Origin of the sequence: Pseudomonas tritici, from assembly GCF_014268275.3 — a bacterium.
Lineage (GTDB): Bacteria > Pseudomonadota > Gammaproteobacteria > Pseudomonadales > Pseudomonadaceae > Aquipseudomonas > Aquipseudomonas tritici.
Window position 1 is genome coordinate 6006130 of record NZ_CP077084.1, and the last position, 17883, is coordinate 6024012.

18 protein-coding genes and 1 riboswitch are annotated in these 17883 nt (G+C 60.6%); of the genes, 9 read left to right on the plus strand and 9 right to left on the minus strand.

All coding sequences use genetic code 11. From position 1 onward, the window contains the following. Positions 1-89: 89 nt before the first annotated feature. Positions 90-494 carry an acyl-CoA thioesterase gene (locus tag HU722_RS27590; RefSeq protein WP_065871910.1) on the minus strand — a complete coding sequence of 135 codons (405 nt, stop codon included), beginning with the start codon at positions 492-494 and terminating at the stop codon, positions 90-92. A 198-nt stretch (positions 495-692) separates the two neighbouring features. Next, positions 693-799, plus strand: a riboswitch (S-adenosyl-L-homocysteine riboswitch). Between the two features lie 21 nt (positions 800-820). Here HU722_RS27590 and ahcY point away from each other — a divergent pair. From ahcY to rhlE2, 5 genes are all read left to right on the plus strand, one after another. Continuing rightward, on the plus strand, positions 821-2230 hold the full coding sequence (ahcY, locus tag HU722_RS27595; protein WP_049711147.1) for an adenosylhomocysteinase: 1410 nt from the start codon (positions 821-823) through the stop codon (positions 2228-2230). A 126-nt stretch (positions 2231-2356) separates the two neighbouring features. After that, a complete protein-coding gene (gene metF, locus HU722_RS27600; protein ID WP_065871912.1) occupies positions 2357-3202 on the plus strand; it encodes a methylenetetrahydrofolate reductase [NAD(P)H] in 846 nt (281 codons plus the stop codon). Positions 3203-3284: 82 nt separating this feature from the next. Continuing rightward, entirely contained in the window at positions 3285-4367 is a 1083-nt protein-coding gene (locus HU722_RS27605) for a hypothetical protein (RefSeq protein ID WP_065880172.1), read from the plus strand. A gap of 63 nt (positions 4368-4430) precedes the next feature. Continuing rightward, positions 4431-5222, plus strand: a complete 792-nt coding sequence (locus HU722_RS27610; RefSeq protein WP_065871914.1) for a substrate-binding periplasmic protein — start codon at positions 4431-4433, stop codon at positions 5220-5222. Between the two features lie 221 nt (positions 5223-5443). Beyond that, entirely contained in the window at positions 5444-7330 is a 1887-nt protein-coding gene (gene rhlE2, locus HU722_RS27615) for an RNA helicase RhlE2 (RefSeq protein ID WP_065871915.1), read from the plus strand. A gap of 369 nt (positions 7331-7699) precedes the next feature. Here rhlE2 and HU722_RS27620 read toward each other — a convergent pair whose 3' ends face one another. Both HU722_RS27620 and HU722_RS27625 read right to left on the minus strand, forming a co-directional pair. Further along, on the minus strand, positions 7700-8278 hold the full coding sequence (locus HU722_RS27620; protein WP_049711142.1) for a YceI family protein: 579 nt from the start codon (positions 8276-8278) through the stop codon (positions 7700-7702). A 32-nt stretch (positions 8279-8310) separates the two neighbouring features. Next, positions 8311-8862, minus strand: coding sequence for a cytochrome b (locus tag HU722_RS27625; RefSeq protein WP_065871916.1), 552 nt, complete (start codon positions 8860-8862; stop codon positions 8311-8313). Between the two features lie 273 nt (positions 8863-9135). On the opposite strand from HU722_RS27625, the gene HU722_RS27630 reads away from it, so the two are divergent. Beyond that, complete coding sequence (locus tag HU722_RS27630; RefSeq protein WP_065871917.1) at positions 9136-10542, plus strand: adenosylmethionine--8-amino-7-oxononanoate transaminase; 1407 nt, start codon at positions 9136-9138, stop codon at positions 10540-10542. Positions 10543-10572: 30 nt separating this feature from the next. Next, on the plus strand, positions 10573-11292 hold the full coding sequence (locus HU722_RS27635) for a 16S rRNA (uracil(1498)-N(3))-methyltransferase (protein WP_065871918.1): 720 nt from the start codon (positions 10573-10575) through the stop codon (positions 11290-11292). 84 nt (positions 11293-11376) lie between these two features. Here HU722_RS27635 and HU722_RS27640 read toward each other — a convergent pair whose 3' ends face one another. Genes HU722_RS27640 through HU722_RS27650 form a run of 3 tightly spaced genes read right to left on the minus strand, consistent with a single transcriptional unit; the run spans position 11377 to position 13888 of the window. Further along, the gene (locus tag HU722_RS27640; protein WP_065871919.1) at positions 11377-12279 is read right to left on the minus strand and encodes a transporter substrate-binding domain-containing protein; all 903 of its coding nucleotides are present in this window, start codon (positions 12277-12279) and stop codon (positions 11377-11379) included. Between the two features lie 24 nt (positions 12280-12303). Then, positions 12304-12654, minus strand: a complete 351-nt coding sequence (locus HU722_RS27645; RefSeq protein WP_065871920.1) for a RidA family protein — start codon at positions 12652-12654, stop codon at positions 12304-12306. A 10-nt stretch (positions 12655-12664) separates the two neighbouring features. Next, positions 12665-13888, minus strand: a complete 1224-nt coding sequence (locus HU722_RS27650; protein WP_065871921.1) for a D-amino acid dehydrogenase — start codon at positions 13886-13888, stop codon at positions 12665-12667. Between the two features lie 108 nt (positions 13889-13996). Between HU722_RS27650 and HU722_RS27655 the strand changes: the two genes are divergently transcribed. Then, on the plus strand, positions 13997-14899 hold the full coding sequence (locus HU722_RS27655; protein ID WP_065871922.1) for a LysR family transcriptional regulator: 903 nt from the start codon (positions 13997-13999) through the stop codon (positions 14897-14899). Between the two features lie 111 nt (positions 14900-15010). On the opposite strand, the gene trhA is transcribed toward HU722_RS27655, so the two are convergent. Next, on the minus strand, positions 15011-15628 hold the full coding sequence (gene trhA, locus HU722_RS27660; RefSeq protein WP_065891358.1) for a PAQR family membrane homeostasis protein TrhA: 618 nt from the start codon (positions 15626-15628) through the stop codon (positions 15011-15013). 145 nt (positions 15629-15773) lie between these two features. Between trhA and HU722_RS27665 the strand changes: the two genes are divergently transcribed. Beyond that, entirely contained in the window at positions 15774-16706 is a 933-nt protein-coding gene (locus HU722_RS27665; RefSeq protein WP_065880177.1) for a LysR family transcriptional regulator, read from the plus strand. On the opposite strand, the gene madM is transcribed toward HU722_RS27665, so the two are convergent. Continuing rightward, entirely contained in the window at positions 16684-17448 is a 765-nt protein-coding gene (gene madM / locus HU722_RS27670) for a malonate transporter subunit MadM (RefSeq protein ID WP_049713463.1), read from the minus strand. The genes HU722_RS27665 and madM overlap by 23 nt on opposite strands. 5 nt (positions 17449-17453) lie before the next feature. Further along, positions 17454-17846: a malonate transporter subunit MadL gene (madL, locus tag HU722_RS27675; protein ID WP_049711132.1), complete on the minus strand. Its 393-nt coding sequence runs from the start codon at positions 17844-17846 to the stop codon at positions 17454-17456. Positions 17847-17883 lie beyond the last annotated feature (37 nt).

Sequence of the window (17883 nt, forward strand, 5' to 3'; positions counted from 1 at the left end):
TCTCTACAGGGTGTGGTCCTGAGTGATGAGCGCGCCGCGCAACGATCCATGCGGAATGATTTGGTAAAGCAAATCAAACCGCGGCGTGGTTATTCGGGAAGGCTGTCGTCCTGAAACTGATCCTTCACGTATTTGATCTCGGTGCGGCCGTGAGGTGCAGGCAACCCATCTTCACCGAGGTTGACGAAGACCATTTTCTCGACCGTCAGGATGCTTTTGCGGGTGATCTTGTTGCGCACTTCACAGGTCAGGGTGATGGAGGTGCGGCCGAACTCGGTGGCGGTGATGCCCAGTTCAATAATGTCGCCCTGGCGCGAGGCGCTGACGAAGTTGATTTCGGAGATGTACTTGGTCACGACGCGCTGATTGCCCAATTGCACAATGGCGTAGATCGCCGCTTCTTCGTCGATCCAGCGCAGCAGGCTGCCGCCGAACAGGGTGCCGTTGGGGTTGAGGTCTTCGGGTTTTACCCATTTGCGGGTGTGGAAGTTCATGGTCACTCCAAAGCGTGTTGCGAAATGATGGGCAACATCATGGCAGAGCCCGCCCCCAAGCTCTATGAGCCATTGCCTATCAACCCCATGAGCGATCTTCATATGGCCGACAGAAAGGCTTGGGAAGTCTGGCGCACACAGCTATAATCGCCTCCGTTTCAAAACGGTCATCTCTGGTTGATACCGTTCTCCCGCCACCTGTCCGAGGGGCGCTGCAGCAGGTTCAACCTGTCAGGCTCGGATGGGGCGTTGTCCGGCCTGGTTTATTCGGCCTGATACTAAACGCACAACGGCGCCCATTCGCACACTACGAATGGAGGCTCTTCATGAGCGCTGTCAACACGCCTGCAGATTTCACCGACTACAAAGTCGCCGACATGTCCCTCGCCGCCTGGGGCCGTCGCGAAACCTTTATCGCCGAATCCGAAATGCCTGCCCTGATGGGCCTGCGTCGCAAGTACGCCGCTGAGCAACCGCTCAAAGGCGCGAAGATCCTCGGCTGCATCCACATGACCATTCAGACTGCCGTGCTGATCGAAACCCTGGTAGCCCTGGGTGCCGAAGTGCGTTGGTCGTCCTGCAACATTTTCTCGACTCAAGACCAGGCCGCTGCCGCTATCGCTGCTGCCGGTATCGCGGTTTACGCCTGGAAAGGCGAGACCGAAGAAGAGTACGAGTGGTGCCTGGAGCAAACCATCCTCAAAGATGGCGCGCCTTGGGATGCCAACATGATCCTCGACGACGGCGGCGACCTGACCGAGCTGCTGCACAAGAAGTACCCGCAGATCCTCGACCGCGTCCACGGCGTGACCGAAGAAACCACCACCGGCGTACACCGCCTGCTGGACATGCTGGCCAAGGGCGAGCTGAAAATCCCTGCCATCAACGTCAACGACTCGGTGACCAAGAGCAAGAACGACAACAAGTACGGCTGCCGTCACAGCCTGAACGATGCCATCAAGCGCGGCACTGACCACCTGCTGTCGGGTAAGCAAGCCCTGGTGATCGGCTACGGTGACGTGGGCAAAGGTTCGTCCCAGTCCCTGCGCCAGGAAGGCATGATCGTTAAAGTCTCCGAAGTTGACCCGATCTGCGCCATGCAAGCCTGCATGGACGGCTTCGAAGTGGTTTCGCCGTTCATCGATGGCGTCAATGACGGCACCGAAGCAAGCATCGACAAAGCCCTGCTGGGCAAAATCGACCTGATCGTGACCACCACCGGCAACGTGAATGTTTGCGACGCAAACATGCTCAAAGCCCTGAAGAAGCGCGCCGTTGTCTGCAACATCGGTCACTTCGACAACGAGATCGACACTGCTTTCATGCGCAAGAACTGGGCATGGGAAGAAGTGAAGCCGCAGGTGCACAAGGTTCACCGTACCGGCGCTGGTGATTTCGACCCGCAGAACGATGACTACCTGATCCTGCTGGCCGAAGGCCGTTTGGTTAACCTGGGTAACGCCACCGGCCACCCAAGCCGCATCATGGACGGCTCGTTCGCCAACCAGGTACTGGCGCAGATCTTCCTGTTCGGCCAGAAGTACGCCGACCTGTCGCCAGCCCAGAAAGCCGAGCGCCTAACCGTGGAAGTACTGCCGAAGAAACTCGACGAAGAAGTGGCCCTGGAAATGGTCCGCGGCTTCGGCGGCGTAGTGACTCAACTGACCAAGACCCAGGCCGATTACATCGGCGTGACCGTTGAAGGTCCGTTCAAGCCGCACGCTTACCGCTACTGAGTCACAGCCCCCTGCTTTGCTGGGGGCGGGCTTGTTGTGGCGAGGGCGCTTGCTCCCTCGCCACATCAAGCTCGCTCCTACAGGGGGGGGGCACCGTCGGCCTTCTGAGTTTCAAAGGGTATTACCATGTCCCAAGACCGTCGCTACAGCTTCGAGTTCTTCCCGACCAAGACCGATGCTGGGCATGAAAAACTGATGGCGACTGCTACGCAGCTGGCCAGCTACAACCCCGACTTCTTTTCCTGCACCTACGGCGCCGGTGGCTCGACCCGTGATCGCACGATCAACACCGTGTTGCAGCTGGAAAGCCAAGTCAAAGTTCCCGCCGCGCCGCACTTGTCGTGCGTGGGCGACAGCAAGAGCGACCTGCGCGGCCTGCTGACCCAATACAAGGCAGCCGGCATCAAGCGCATCGTTGCCCTGCGTGGCGACCTGCCGTCCGGCATGGGCATGGCCAGCGGTGAGCTGCGCTACGCCAATGACCTGGTGAGCTTCATTCGTGAAGAAACCGGCGATCACTTCCATGTCGAAGTGGCGGCTTATCCGGAGATGCACCCGCAGGCACGCAATTTCGAAGACGATCTGCAAAACTTCGTCCGTAAAGCGAACGCCGGTGCCAATAGCGCAATCACCCAGTACTTCTTCAACGCCGACAGCTACTTCTACTTCGTCGAGCGGGTACAGGCCATGGGTGTGAACATCCCGATCGTGCCGGGCATCATGCCGATCACCAACTACAGCAAGCTGGCGCGCTTCTCTGACGCCTGCGGTGCCGAGATTCCACGCTGGGTGCGCAAACAACTGGAAGCCTATGGCGACGACGTCAAGAGCATCCAGGCGTTCGGCGAACAGGTCATCACCAATATGTGTGAAGATTTGTTGCAAGGTGGCGCGCCAGGCTTGCACTTCTATACCCTTAACCAGGCTGAGCCGAGCCTTGCGATCTGGAACAACCTCAAGCTGCCGCGCTGAGGTCGTTTGAGTAGCATCCAGGCCCTCGTTCATACGGGGGCTTTTTTTGTTCAAACATCCTTGGAATGGAAGCCCGCAGTAAATGAATACAGCGTCCCCGACACCTCGCCCGCAGTTGGTTTACCTGGTATTCGGCGCCGAGACCTACCATCAGGAAGCCGTATTCAGCATCGCCAGCGCGCTGTCTCATTTGGGCGGTGCCCAGGACATGCCGCTGGACATTCAGGTGTTCAGCGACAACCCGGCGCCCTACGTGGGCTTGCCGGTGCAGGTCCGCACACTAGACGAAGCCACGCGCAAACAGTGGAGCGAGCCCCACGGCTACCACTTTCGAACCAAGCATGTGCTGCTGCGCCAGGTACTGGAAACGGCGGAACAGGCGCTGTTGATCGACACCGACACGTTTTTCCACGACTCGCCCATGGCGCTGTTCGAACGCGTCGCACCCGGCACCTTGTTGTGCAACGCCTTCCACGCCAAGTACGGCGATAACCGCGAAAGCGTGCTGTATGAAACCCTGGCCAAACACCTCGCAGAACAAGGCGCAGCCGACGATGAGATGTGGCTGCTCAACTCCGGCGTCATGGGCATGGCCCGGCAGGATGCGTACCTCCTTGACCGCTCGATCGCGCTGATGGACGAGCTGTTCCCGATGGCCCGCGGCGCCTACACCTTGGAAGAGTTCTGCCTGTCGGTGGCCGCGTACCGTGCGCTCAACGTACGCCAATGCCCGGACCTGATCCATCATTACTGGAGCCGCAAACAGCTGTTCCGCGCCAAGGTCCTGGCGTGGGTCGCCAAGCACGCCGCCGCCCCCACCAGCGCCGTGGCACTGGCCGATACCCGCAAGGTATCCGCCCACCTGCCACGCCCGCCGCGCCTGCAACGCCAAATGTACAAGCTGATCACCCTGGCTTTGCCCAAGCGTAAGCAGCAGTTCATCCGCGAGATTCTCTACGGCTGCTACGAGCACGAAAACGAATTCGACCAGGCGTGCGGCCCGGTGTGGTGGGACAAGGCCCTGCAAAATCAGGAAGAACGCCAGAAATGCCCGGTCGACGCGCACCAACTGGAGCACTGGTTCGCCAACCCCCTGGTGCGCTTGATACTTGGCAAGCGGCGCTCGGCCATCTACGAACACCTGATGACCTCAGAGGCCAAATAGCAGCGTCCGCAGATGCGTGTGCCAGAGCTTCTCTTTAATGCAGGAGCGTCGTAACCTCAGGGCATGTCCATCATTTTGAAGCTTGCGACCGCTGCCCTTTTTACTTGCCTGAGTCTGGCCGCTTATGGCGAGAAATTGCGCATTGTGACCGAGCCCTGGGCACCCTACGTGTATGAGGAACACGGCAGCATGCAGGGGCTGGACTACGAAACCACAGTCATCGTGTTCCAGCGCCTGGGGGTCGAGGTGCAATGGCAATTCCTGCCCTGGAAGCGTTGCCTGGCGATGCTGGACCAGGGACAGGCCGATGGCGCCTTGGACATTTTCCACAGCCATGAGCGCGACGCCTTGCTGCTCTACCCCAGCGAACCGCTGTCGGAGGTGGAGTTCGTGCTGTTCTACGCCAATGAGCGCCCTCATCCCGCCGAAAGCCTCGAAGCGCTGCGCGGCCTTACCGTCGGTACGTCACCGGGCTACCTGTACGGCGCAGAATTCAGCGATTCGACCCTGTTCAACCGCGAAGCAGCCCCAAGTCATGAGGCCAACTTCGGCAAATTGATGCTCGGGCGCATCGATCTGCTGATTACCGATCGCCGGGTGGGTCAGCATGTGATCAAGGCACTGGGCCTCGAGGGCAAGGTCAGCCAGGCGCCGGCAGTGGTCAGCCGCCAGCAGCAGTACCTCGCCGTGCGCCGTGGCGCGGGCATGGACCTGCTGGTACAACGCTTCGCCGCAGAACTTAAACGCTTCAAACAAGAGCCGGCCTACACCGCCTTGAGTGCAAAATATGGTGGAATCCAAGCGATTACGGGGTCTGTACACACCGTTGAGCAGCAGGAAAGCAGCGCGCAGTGATTGCTCTGTTATACTCCGGCCTTTCCGCCAGGCTTACGCCCGGCCGCTGAGGTCTTGAAAAAGGCACCCAACCCCGCTACTGCGCAGCTTTCAGCCCGCGCGAGCCGGTGGAGTGCCCGCCAGACGCAGCAGGACCGGACGGGATTGCGCTCCCCTAAGCGCCATTCACGCCCGGCAAGATTATCCCTTTGGGCCAAGCCCTAACTAAAACAGGATTACTCATGTCCTTTGCTTCCCTCGGTCTCTCCGAGGCTTTAGTCCGCGCCATCGAGGCAGCGGGCTATACCGAGCCTACTCCGGTGCAACAGCGGGCCATTCCCGCCGTGTTGCAAGGTCGCGACCTGATGGTTGCGGCTCAGACAGGTACTGGTAAAACCGGCGGTTTCGCCCTCCCGATTCTGGAGCGGTTGTTCCCCAACGGTCACCCGGACAAATCCCAGCGTCACGGCCCGCGCCAACCGCGCGTACTGGTCCTGACCCCAACCCGCGAACTCGCCGCCCAGGTGCACGACAGCTTCAAGCTGTATGCCCGCGACCTGAAGTTCGTCAGTGCCTGCATCTTCGGCGGCGTTGGCATGAACCCACAGGTTCAGGCCATGTCCCGTGGTGTGGACGTGCTGGTGGCGTGCCCGGGTCGTTTGCTCGACCTGTGCGGCCAAGGCAGCGTCGATTTGTCCCACGTGGAAATCCTCGTGTTGGACGAAGCCGACCGCATGCTCGACATGGGCTTTGTCCATGACGTGAAAAAAGTCCTCGCCCGCCTGCCGGCCAAACGTCAGAACCTGCTGTTCTCGGCAACGTTCTCCCAGGACATCACCGCCCTGGCCGGCAAGTTGCTGCACAACCCGGAGCGCATCGAAGTCACGCCGCCGAACACCACGGTCGAGCGTATCGAGCAACGCGTATTCCGCCTGGCCGCCAGCCACAAGCGTTCGCTGCTTGCCCACCTGATCACCGCCGGCGCGTGGGAACAGGTGCTGGTGTTCACCCGCACCAAGCACGGCGCCAACCGTCTGGCCGAGTACCTGGACAAGCACGGCCTCACCGCCGTCGCCATCCACGGCAACAAGAGCCAGAACGCGCGCACCAAAGCCCTGGCCGACTTCAAGGCCGGTAGCGTACGCATCCTGGTTGCCACCGATATCGCCGCTCGCGGCCTGGATATCGACCAGTTGCCACACGTGGTCAACTTCGAGCTGCCAAACGTCGACGAAGACTACGTGCACCGTATCGGCCGTACCGGCCGCGCCGGTCGCTCGGGTGAAGCCATTTCCCTGGTTGCACCGGACGAAGAAAAACTGCTGAAAAGCATCGAACGCATGACCAAGCAGAAAATCGCCGACGGCGACCTGATGGGCTTCGATTCCAGCGCCGTGGAGGCTGAAAAGCCTGAAGCGCGCGAGCGCCCAGACGTGCGTAACCCACGCAACCCTCGCGGTCCGAAGGGCGATGGCCCGAACGGCGGCGGCGGTGGCGGTGGTCGTCGCGACAAGGGCAAAGACAAAGGCGGCAAGGAAAAAGCGCCAACCAACGGCCGTGGCGAGCGCCCAGCCCGCGAGCAAAAGCCCCGTGAAGGTACCCCGGCCCGCGAACAGCGCCAGCCGAGCCAGCCGCCACGCGCCGCTGCCGATCGCGCCCCGGACGAGTTCCTTGACGACGATATCGATAACTTCGGTAACCGCGCTGACTACGTACCTCAGGCAAAACCCGCCCAAGGTCGTGGCCGTCGCCCAGGTGCTCCGGCACAGGGCGCAGGTACCGGCGCACCACGTGGCGGCCAGCCTCAGGGCGGTCGTCAGAACGGCCCGCGCAACAGCAGCGGCGGTACCACCGGCACGCCACCTGCCAAGCGCAGCGGCCCGCGCAATGGCGCACCGCGTGACGGTCAAGCCCGTCGCGAAGACTCGCGCAGCAACAACCGCCGCCCAGCCCGTGACGACCAGCCTCGCTCGTCCGAACCAGCCGTGCAGAACCCGCGCGGTGGCCCGGCGCCGAAGATCATCCACAAGGAGTCGAAAGCGGATCGCTTCCCGACACCTGAGCAGTTGGATCAACTGCCAGGCCGCCCTCGTGGTGAAAAACCAGCGCTGCTGACTCGCAACCGCTGATTTTCAAAGCCTCATAAAAAATGCCCTGCATCGAAAGATACGGGGCATTTTTTTGGACGTCACATAAATCGAATGTGCCTTTCTGTGAGAGCTGGCTTGCCTGCGATAACCATAGGTATCTCCACGTCTAGAACGAGCCCTCTGCGTAGCAGCTGTCGAGCCCTGGCGAGGCTGCGTCAGCGGTGTGTCAGACAGGCCGCCAACGCAGCCTCGCCGGGGCTCGACAGCTGCTACGCACTCTCACATTGAAAATGTGTAGATACCTATGCTGCGATAGCGGTATCGCAGGCAAGCCAGCTCTCACACTGACCACATTCCAGGCATAAAAAACCGGATACTGAGATCCGGTTTTTTTTGTGCAGGCAAAAATTACTTCTGCTTAACACCTTCCAGCGAAATTTCCAGGTCTGCCGTCTGGGAAGTCGGACCTGGGCCTTTGATCCCGAAGTCGTTCAGGTTCAGCGTGGTGGTGGCGTTGAAGCCAGCACGTTCGCCGCCCCACGGGTCCTTGCCTTCGCCGTTGAACGTGGCCTTGAAGGTCACAGGCTTGGTCACGCCGTGGAAAGTCAGGTCGCCCGTCACGTCAGCGGTTTTCGCGCCGGTGGACTTAACAGCGGTGGAGACGAACTTGGCGTCGGCGAACTTGGCAACGTCCAGGAAGTCTTTGCTGGCGATGTGCTTGTCACGCTCTGCGTGGTTCGACCACAGGCTGGCGGTTTTCACGTCGACCGCGATTTTGCTGGCCTCTGGCTTGGCGGCATCCCAGCTGAACGTACCGTCCCAATCCTTGAAGGTGCCGTGAATGTAGCTGTAGCCCAGGTGGCTGATTTTCCAGTCGATGAAGGCGTGCTGGCCTTCCTTGTCGATCTTGTAGTCAGCAGCCATCACCTGGCCTGCGGACAGCAGGGCAGTACCGATTGCCAGAGCGGCGAGGGTCTTTTTCAACATGCTTTCTATTCCTTGTGAGTCGAGGTTGAACATCAGGCTTTGCGCCCCAGCATTCGCGTGAGGGTCACATCACGATCGATAAAGTGGTGTTTCAACGCAGCCACGCCATGCAAACCGGCGAAGACCACCAACACCCAAGCGAGGTACAGGTGTACCAAGCCGGCGTTATCTGCCTGGTCCGGTAGCCCGGAAACCACGGCAGGAATCTCAAACAGGCCAAACACCGGGATACCGACACCGTCTGCGGTGGAAATCAGGTAACCGGCGATCATCACGGCAAACAACCCGAGATACAGGAACGCGTGGCCAAACGCGGCACCCATACGCGTCATGCGGCTGTAGCTGGTCAACGGTGGTGGTGGTGGGCTGACCAAGCGCCAGACGATACGCACCAGCATGATTGCGAATAGCGTGATGCCAATGCTCTTGTGCAGGTCCGGTGCCTCTTTGCGCCAGGCGCTGTAGTAGTCGAGGCCGACCATCCACAAGCCCAGAGCGAACAGGCCGAACACCACCAAGGCCACGCCCCAGTGCAAAACGATGCTGACCCAGCCATAGCGGGCCGGTGAATTGCGTAACTGCATGTACTTAATCCCGTAATAGCTGCGCCCAAGACTAGCGATTTACCTATCGAATTAAAGCGGAAAATCCTGCTTTGAAATATCGAGAAATACGATCTTGAGGGTATGAAGAGTAAATTAACAACGGATTAAGGACTATCCAGAAGAAACGTGACAGACCGTCCTGCGTTTACAACCAATTCACAGGTAATGTCTTGTGACACAGCCGCCCATTGCATAGGCTTGCGCGATTGTTTTACCTGCGCCAGCCGCAGGACCGCTTCGAGGAGATAACCGATGGGCTTGAACAACCAGTGGATGCAACGCGACCTTGCGGTGCTTTGGCATCCCTGCACCCAGATGAAAGACCATCAGCAATTGCCGCTGATCCCGATCAAGCGCGGTGAAGGGGTTTGGCTGGAAGACTTCGAAGGCAAGCGCTACCTCGATGCCGTCAGTTCCTGGTGGGTCAATGTGTTCGGCCACGCCAACCCACGCATCAACCAGCGCATCAAAGACCAGGTCGATCAGTTGGAGCACGTGATCCTCGCCGGTTTCAGCCACCAGCCGGTGATCGAGCTGTCCGAACGCCTGGTGCAGATGACGCCTGAAGGCCTGACACGCTGCTTCTATGCCGACAATGGTTCGTCGTGTATCGAAGTCGCGCTGAAAATGAGCTTCCACTATTGGCTCAACCGCGGCCTGCCTGACAAAAAGCGTTTCGTCACCCTGACCAACAGCTACCACGGCGAAACCATCGCCGCGATGTCGGTGGGCGACGTGCCGCTGTTTACCGAGACCTACAAGGCGCTGCTGCTCGACACTATCAAGGTGCCCAGCCCGGATTGCTACCTGCGCCCCGAGGGCATGAGCTGGGAAGAACACTCGCGCAACATGTTCCTGGCCATGGAACAGACCCTGGCGGACAACCACGACACCGTCGCCGCCGTCATCGTCGAACCGCTGATCCAGGGCGCCGGCGGCATGCGCATGTACCACCCGGTGTACCTCAAGCTGCTGCGCGAAGCCTGCGACCGCTACGGCGTGCACCTGATCCACGATGAAATCGCCGTGGGCTTCGGCCGCACCGGAACGATGTTCGCCTGTGAGCAGGCCGGTATCCGTCCGGACTTCCTGTGCTTGTCCAAAGCGCTCACGGGCGGCTACCTGCCGTTGGCCGCCGTGGTCACCACCGATGACGTGTACGACGCCTTCTACGACGACTACCCGACATTGCGCGCGTTCCTGCACTCCCACAGCTACACCGGCAATCCGCTGGCGTGCGCGGCGGCGTTGGCGACGCTGGATATTTTCGAAGAAGACAACGTCATCGAAAACAACAAGGCCCTGGCCCAGCGCATGGCGACCGCCACCGCGCACCTGGTGGACCACCCTCACGTCTCGGAAGTGCGCCAGACCGGCATGGTGCTGGCCATCGAGATGGTCCAGGACAAAGCCACCAAGACCGCCTACCCGTGGCAGGAGCGCCGTGGCTTGAAGGTGTTCGAGCACGCCCTGGAACGTGGCGCCCTGTTGCGACCATTAGGCAGCGTGGTGTATTTCCTGCCGCCGTATGTGATTACGCCGGAGCAGATCGACTTCCTGGCTGACGTCGCCAGTGAAGGGATCGACATCGCCACCAATAGCAACGTCAGTGTCGCTGTGCCAAAAGACTTCCACCCAGGCTTCCGCGATCCAGGTTGATTGCCTAACCCACCTTTCCAGAGAACAGAAATGAGACTGTCCCGCTTTTTCACCGACACCCCGCTGAGCCTCGGCGACCACGAATTACCCGAAGCCCAGGCGCATTACATCAGCCGCGTGCTGCGCATGGGCGAAGGCGATGCCGTGCAACTGTTCGACGGCTCCGGCCAGGAGTTCCTCGGCAGCTTGCTGGAAGTCGGTAAGAAACGCGTCACCGTGCAACTCACCGAGTGCTTCGCTGGCCAGACCGAATCACCGCTGCATATCCACCTGGGCCAGGGCCTGTCCCGGGGCGAGCGTATGGATTGGGCAATTCAGAAAGCCACCGAACTGGGCGTTAATGCGATCACGCCGATTTTCAGCGACCGCTGCGAAGTACGCCTCAAGGATGAACGCGCCGACAAACGCCTGCTGCACTGGCGCCAGGTGGCCATCAGCGCCTGCGAGCAATGTGGTCGCTCAACGGTGCCGGTGATTCACCCGCCACTGTTGCTGGCGGACTGGTTGAAACAGACCGAGGCGGATTTGAAGCTGGTGCTGCACCCGGTGGCCGAGCCGATGGTCAGCCATGCCAAGCCCTCGAGCCTGGCGTTCTTGATCGGGCCTGAGGGAGGGCTGACCGACCAGGAAGTCGAAACCGCGCAAGCGGCCGGCTATCACGCCGCCCGCCTGGGGCCGCGAGTGTTGCGTACCGAAACGGCGCCGGTAGTCGCGCTGAGTGTGGCCCAACAACTCTGGGGCGATTTTTAAACCTCTTCCGTTGCGACCCCAATCAAAACTGTGGGAGCAGGCAAGCCAGCTCCCACATTTGGAATGGGTTACCACGCCATTACATCACTCCACCGGGTCGCTGACTGGCTTGGCAATAATCGCCTTCAGCTCACTGGTCATCGGGAATTCCAGGTTCAAGCCCTTGGGCGGAATGGGGGACTCAAACCAGCGCTGGTAAATCCCGTTGATCTCCCCACTGCGATAAAGGTCGCCAAGTGTCTCGTTGACCACCGCAAGAAACTGCGGGTCGTCCTTGCGCACCATGCAGCTGTAGATTTCCCGCGACTGCTCCTCCCCCACCACCACCCAATTGTGCGGGTCCTTGGCCTTGGCGCGCTCGCCGTAAAGCAACGCGTCATCCATATAGAACGCCGCTGCACGGCCGGTCTCGAGCATCTTGAAGGCTTCGCCATGGTCCTTGGCGCTGATCACGAACATATTGGCCTTGTGCTCGGCGTTGTAGCTTTTGAGGAAACGCTCGTTGGTGGTACCCGCGGTGGTCACCACGTTCTTGCCCGCAAGATCAGCAAAGCCTTGGATGCCACTGTCCTTGGCCGTCAGCAATTGACCCTTCACGTAGATAAACCCGTAGGAAAACGCCACCTGCTTCTGCCGTTCGGCCGTCACCCCGGTAGAACCGCATTCCAGGTCGACAGTGCCGTTCTGCACCAGCGGGATACGGGTTTGGGAGGTCACCAGGTTGTACTTCACATTGAGCGTGCCCTCCCCGATTTTCTGCTGAATGCGCTCGACGATCTTATCTGCCAGCTCCACCGAGTAGCCCATGGGCTTGCCACTGTTATCCCCCACGTAGGAAAACGGCACCGACGCATCGCGATAGCCCAAAGTGATGGACTTGGCGTTAGCGATCTTGCCCAGCGTGCCGTCCAACGGCGCTTGGTTCGCATGGGCTTGTGCGCCCAGCAAAAGCGCCAGGGTGCAGCCGGTCAACAGGATTTTTTTCATTGTTATTCTCCGTTGGTTTTTCGATTATTTACGTACAGCAATCACGCTGATTTCCACCAGCACACTCGGCCGCGCCAGTTCCGCTTGAAGGGTCGTGCGCGTCGGCGCCATGCCCGGTGACAGCCAGGCGGACCACACCTCGTTCATCGGTGCAAAACCGCTGCCGATATCTTTCAAATAGATCGTTGCGTTGAGCAGATGATCCTTATCGCTGCCCGCCTGGGCCAGCAGCGCATCGATCCTGGTCAGCACCTCCTGGGTTTGTGTCGCCACGTCCTTGCCATCACCGGGCACCTGGCCCGAGAGGAACACCAGGTCCTTGAAGGTCACTGCGCCCGAGAGGCGCTCATTGCTGCGGATTCGGGTGATGGTCATCCATACATCCTCATGCGGCGCGGGGCGCAAGGCCCTGCATATCAATGGAAGGCGCGTGTTGCCCAATCAACTCAGCCAGCAACTGGCCGCTGCCGCAGGCCAGGGTAAAACCAAGGGCGCCGTGGCCCAGGTTCAGCCACAGGTTGCGATACACACTGGCACCAATCAGCGGCACGCCAGTGGGGGTGGCCGGGCGCATACCCGCCCACTCCACCGCATGGGCGTAATCGCCAGCCTGCGCAAATGTCTCCAGTGCCTGGCGTTTCATCAGCGCCAGGCGCTTGGGTTCAAGGCTGGCGTCGAAGCCGACGATGTCCACCATGGCCGCCACCCGCAGTTGTTCGCCGATGCGCGCATAGACGATCTTGCGGTCGTAGTCGGTAATGCTCACGTTCGGCGCCTGGTGCTGCGCGCCAATCGGCACACTGAGGCTGTAACCCTTGAGCGGGTACAGCGGCAGCGACACACCCAACTCGGCGCTGCGATAGCCGGCCGCCAGTACCAGATGCTCGACCGGCACCACCTCAGCGCCCAGTTCGATAGCCTGCACCACACCGTCAGCGTGGCGAATGCCGGTGACTTTGCGCCCCAGCAAAAAGCGGCAGCGGCCGGACGCTTCCAGGCGCGCCGCCAAGCGCTGGCAGAAAGCATGACAATCAGCCACCTCCTCATTCGGCGTGTAGATCCCGCCGACAAAACCACCGCCCGCCAGCGCCGGCTCCAGGCGTGCGCAATCGGCGGCCGACAGCACCTGCTGTTGAAGGATATCGGTGACCTTGCTGCGGGCATGCGCAAAGGAGCTGGCGTTGCGGAAGGTGACCAGTTTGCCGTTGCGCCGCCAGTCGAAGCCGTCCAGGTGATCATCCTCGCGCCATTGCTGCAACGTGTCCTGGCTCAGGGAGGCAAGTCGCAGCAGGTGGGCGGCATTGCGTTTGTTCACCGAGCTACGGCATGCACCGAGGAACGCGGCCATCCAGCGCCATTGCTGAGGGTCGAGGCGTGGGCGCAGCTTTAACGGCGAGTCACCGCGCAACAGCCAACCGATGGCCTGAAGCGGCACGCCGGCATCGGCCAGCGGCGCCACGTAGCGATAGGACAACTGCCCGCCATTGGCATAGCTGGTTTCACTGCCCAAGGTCTCGCGTGCGTCGATCACCGTCACCTCGTGGCCCGCACGCACCAGCGCATACGCGCTCGCCAGACCAATCACCCCACCCCCAATGATGTGCACCATTCCCGCCGCCCGCCGCTGAATCAAGAAGCCTCAAGCCTAGGGGCAGGTGACAGGCCACCGACAATGAATAAAGATGGGTCACCTATAAACAAAGGTTATGGACTTGCCATGCGCTTGCGTCATATCGAAATCTTCCAGGCCATCCGCCAGACCGGCTCCGTCAGCGCCGCCGCGCAACTGCTGCATGTGTCGCAACCGGCGGTGACCAAGGTGTTGCAGCACGCCGAATTGCAGCTGGGCTTCCCGCTGTTTCTGCGCGTGCGCGGCAAGTTGCAGCCCACGCCGGAAGCCCTGGCGCTGGAAAGCGAAGTGGAAAAAGTCACAGAAAGCCTGCAAGGCGTGCGGCGCCTGGCCAAGAGTTTGCGCCGTGCACCGGGCCAGAGTGTGCGCATCGGCGCGATCCCGGCGCTGGCATTGTCGCTGCTGCCGCCAGCCATTCTTGAGTGGAAGCGCGATTACCCGGACATGGCCTGTGAGTTGTCCAGCGACCACAGCCGCGAGCTGGTGCAGAAGCTGCTGATGCGTGAGATTGACTTGGCGCTAACCCTCAACTTTTCCGGCCATCCAGGGCTGACCACGCAAGTGCTGGCCAACGGGGTGTTGGTGGCATTGGCGTCCAAAGGCTATTGGTCTGATGCGGAGCTGAGCAGCCCACTGCCCCTGGCTGATCTGGCGGGTACGCCGCTGATAGGTCTTTCCAGCGCCGACCCGCTGGCGGCTAAACTCGACAGCTACCTGGAAAACGTCGATCCGCCGCCAAGGGTGACGATCTCCGTACAAACCTACTCGCTGGCCCGTGCGATGGTGGAATCCGGCGCCGGCCTTACGGTGATCGACCCCTTCACCGCGCTCGGTGCTTCGACCGCCACCACCTGCATCCGCACGCTCACTCCGCCGCTGCCGATCACGCTGTACGCCCTGACCCGCGCCGATGAACCGCCGCCGCATATGTTGGCTAATCTGCTGGAGATTTTCGGCCACCGCGCCCGAGAGCTGCTGGAACGGCTCTAACAGCGTACCGATGATCAAATGTGGGAGCTGGCTTGCCTGCGATGAGGGAGTGTCAGTCACAAGGTTATTGACTGAAACACCGCAATCGCAGGCAAGCCAGCTCCCACAGGGTTACAGCACGTAATGCATGATCGCCACAAAGTGCAGCAGGCTGCCGCCAATCACAAACAAATGCCAGATCCCATGGGAGTGCCGCAGGCGGTCCTCCAACGCAAAAAAGATGATGCCGACGGTGTACAACACCCCGCCCGCCGCCAGCCAGGTAAACCCTGCCGTGCCCAGCGCGGCGATCAGCGGCTTGACCGCCACCAGCACAATCCAGCCCATCACCGCATAAATCACGATCGACAGGATGCGCGCCTCGGAGCGCGGCTTGATCTCTTGCAGGATGCCGATCACCGCCAGCCCCCACACGATGCCGAACAGCGCCCAGCCCCACGGCCCTCTCAAGGTCACCAGACAAAACGGCGTGTAACTGCCGGCGATCAACAGATAGATCGAAAAGTGATCAACCTTCTGCATGATTTCTTTACGGCGGCCCTGCACGCTGTGATACACGGTGGACGCGCTGTACAACACCAGCAGCGTAAAACCATAAATTGCCACGCTCACGATCTTCCAGGGACTGCCATCCAGGCTCGCCACCACCAACATCCACACTGCGCCTACAAACGCCGCGATTGCACCGAGCAAATGGCTCCAGGCGTTGAATCGTTCCCCGTGGTACATCGTTCATCGACCTCCCGTAACCGTTATGGGTTGGCCGCCAAGCGTCCAGCCTTGCGCATAAGAGTGCAAGCGGCTTATGACGTTCCGGGGACGCCGGGCGGTTTTGCGGGCACAATTGTCGGCACTCGAACAAGAGCCCACGGCCATGCTGATCGATGAAGAATTCACCCTCAAAAAGCTCGAAATCTTCCTGGCGTTCATGCGCACCGGCAACCTGGCCCGCGCCGCCGCCGAGCTGCAAACCAGTAACGTCAGCGTGCACCGCGCCATCCACTCCCTGGAAAATGCGCTGCGCTGCCCACTGTTCAAACACGAAGGGCGCAACCTCACCCCGCTGGAAAGCGCCTACGTGTTGGAAGAGCGCGCACAGAAACTGGTGGCCGATGTGGTCGACAGCGTGCGCCTGACCCGCGAGGCCGCAGGTTTCTCCGCCGAACGCTTCAAGCTCGGCTCGCTGTATTCGCTCACGGTGAAGACCGTGCCGCAGCTGATCATGGGCCTGAAAATCCGTCGCAGCGAACTCAACATCGACCTGATCCTGGGCTCCAACTTCGACCTGCTCTACAAGCTCAAGAACATGGAGGTGGACGCGATCCTCATCTCGCTGGATGAGCACGCCAACGACCCCGACTGCGAACAGATCGCGCTGTTTACCGACGATATTTTCCTCGCCACTCCGGCCGAATCACCGTTCGACCGCGAGCAGGAAATTGACCTGGCCGATGTGCGCGACGCCACGTTCATCACCCTCACCCAAGGCTTCGCTACCCACCAGGACGGCAATCGGGTGTTCAAGCAGGCGGGGTTCGAGCCGAAGGTGGCGATGCAAGTGAATGACATCTTCACCCTGCTGAGCATGGTCAGTTCAGGGGTGGGCTATGCGTTGCTGCCGGGCAGGATTGCGGCGGTGTATGAGAACCGCGTGAAGCTGATACCGCTGCAACCCAGGTATCGGTTGCAGCAGCAGATTGGCGTGGTGTTCTTGAAGGCCAAGGAGCGCGACCCTAACTTGCTCGCGCTGTTGGCGGAGTGTCGGATGTATGCCAACCGGGGCGCTAACCCACCAGCCCGCGCATGATCAGAAACAACAGCGAAGGCCCCAGCAAACAGCCCAGCGCGGTATAAAACGCCGCGGTCAGGCAGCCGTAGGGCACCAGTTTCGGGTCGGTTGCGGCCAAGCCGCCAGCCACACCGCTGGAGGTGCCCATGAGCCCGCCGAAAATCACCGCGCTACGAGGGTTATTCAAACCGATAAGCGGGGCAACGAACGGCGTCATCACCATCACCAGAATGGCCTTGATCAACCCGGCGGCGATCGACAGCGCCATCACTTCGGAACTGGCGCCAATCGCCGCACCGGTCACCGGGCCGACAATGTACGTCACGGCGCCGGCGCCGATGGTGGTCAGGCTCACGGCATCGGTGTAGCCAAACGCCATGGCCACCCCGACGCCCGCGATGAACGATGAGCCCACGCCCACGAACAACGCCAATACCCCGACGTATCCTGCCCGTTTCAGCTCATCGACACTCACGCCAAACGCCGTGGCAACAATGGCAAAGTCGCGCAGCATCGCCCCGCCCAGCAGGCCAATACCCGACAACAACGGAATATCCACCACCCCCTTGGAGCCACCGGTAAACGCACCGCCGACGTAAGACAGCACCAGACCCAACAGAATAGCGATGGCCGAGCCGTGCAGGCGGCCTTTGGTGAAGGTGTCAGAGATCCAGTAAGAGACCCACATGGTCAGCCCGATTACCGCAAAGCCACTGATCAGGCCGTAGCCAGTGATCACTTTCATCATTGATTCGTACATGGCAATCACCCGGCTTCTTTGGTGGGGACAACCGCGCTTGGCTCACGGTTGCCGATGCGCACCAGCACTGGCACCAGGGCAAAACCCAGCACCACCGCGAGTGTCCCAGCCAGAATCGCCATCGGGCCGCCACTGATTGCACCGTAGACGTTTTGCTGGGCAGCCATGGCCACCACGATCGGGATATAAATGGCCGCCCAGAAGCTCACGCCCTGCTCCGATTTACCGGTAAACAAGCCGCGCTTGGCGAGGTAACTGCCCAGCCCGATCAACAGCAACATAGCGATACCCACCCCGCCGACGTTGGCCGGAATGCCCATCCATTTGCCCAGCAGTTCACCGACGAACAGGCCGGCCAACGTACAGAGCGCCAAAAACGCCACACCGTAAATAATCATTGTTGTTGTCCTCAAAGTGCTCGATCGAAATTGTTGT

Bases quoted from the DNA above. Each gene is read 5' to 3' on its own strand.
- ahcY (WP_049711147.1), top strand. From the start codon at position 821: ATGAGCGCTGTCAACACGCCTGCAGATTTCACCGACTACAAAGTCGCC.
- HU722_RS27655 (WP_065871922.1), top strand. From the start codon at position 13,997: ATGCGCTTGCGTCATATCGAAATCTTCCAGGCCATCCGCCAGACCGGC.
- HU722_RS27650 (WP_065871921.1), bottom strand. From the start codon at position 13,888: ATGGTGCACATCATTGGGGGTGGGGTGATTGGTCTGGCGAGCGCGTAT.
- HU722_RS27590 (WP_065871910.1), bottom strand. From the start codon at position 494: ATGAACTTCCACACCCGCAAATGGGTAAAACCCGAAGACCTCAACCCC.
- HU722_RS27665 (WP_065880177.1), top strand. From the start codon at position 15,774: ATGCTGATCGATGAAGAATTCACCCTCAAAAAGCTCGAAATCTTCCTG.
- metF (WP_065871912.1), top strand. From the start codon at position 2,357: ATGTCCCAAGACCGTCGCTACAGCTTCGAGTTCTTCCCGACCAAGACC.
- HU722_RS27635 (WP_065871918.1), top strand. From the start codon at position 10,573: ATGAGACTGTCCCGCTTTTTCACCGACACCCCGCTGAGCCTCGGCGAC.
- HU722_RS27625 (WP_065871916.1), bottom strand. From the start codon at position 8,862: ATGCAGTTACGCAATTCACCGGCCCGCTATGGCTGGGTCAGCATCGTT.
- HU722_RS27610 (WP_065871914.1), top strand. From the start codon at position 4,431: ATGTCCATCATTTTGAAGCTTGCGACCGCTGCCCTTTTTACTTGCCTG.
- HU722_RS27630 (WP_065871917.1), top strand. From the start codon at position 9,136: ATGGGCTTGAACAACCAGTGGATGCAACGCGACCTTGCGGTGCTTTGG.
- HU722_RS27605 (WP_065880172.1), top strand. From the start codon at position 3,285: ATGAATACAGCGTCCCCGACACCTCGCCCGCAGTTGGTTTACCTGGTA.
- madL (WP_049711132.1), bottom strand. From the start codon at position 17,846: ATGATTATTTACGGTGTGGCGTTTTTGGCGCTCTGTACGTTGGCCGGC.
- HU722_RS27620 (WP_049711142.1), bottom strand. From the start codon at position 8,278: ATGTTGAAAAAGACCCTCGCCGCTCTGGCAATCGGTACTGCCCTGCTG.
- madM (WP_049713463.1), bottom strand. From the start codon at position 17,448: ATGTACGAATCAATGATGAAAGTGATCACTGGCTACGGCCTGATCAGT.
- trhA (WP_065891358.1), bottom strand. From the start codon at position 15,628: ATGTACCACGGGGAACGATTCAACGCCTGGAGCCATTTGCTCGGTGCA.
- rhlE2 (WP_065871915.1), top strand. From the start codon at position 5,444: ATGTCCTTTGCTTCCCTCGGTCTCTCCGAGGCTTTAGTCCGCGCCATC.
- HU722_RS27640 (WP_065871919.1), bottom strand. From the start codon at position 12,279: ATGAAAAAAATCCTGTTGACCGGCTGCACCCTGGCGCTTTTGCTGGGC.
- HU722_RS27645 (WP_065871920.1), bottom strand. From the start codon at position 12,654: ATGACCATCACCCGAATCCGCAGCAATGAGCGCCTCTCGGGCGCAGTG.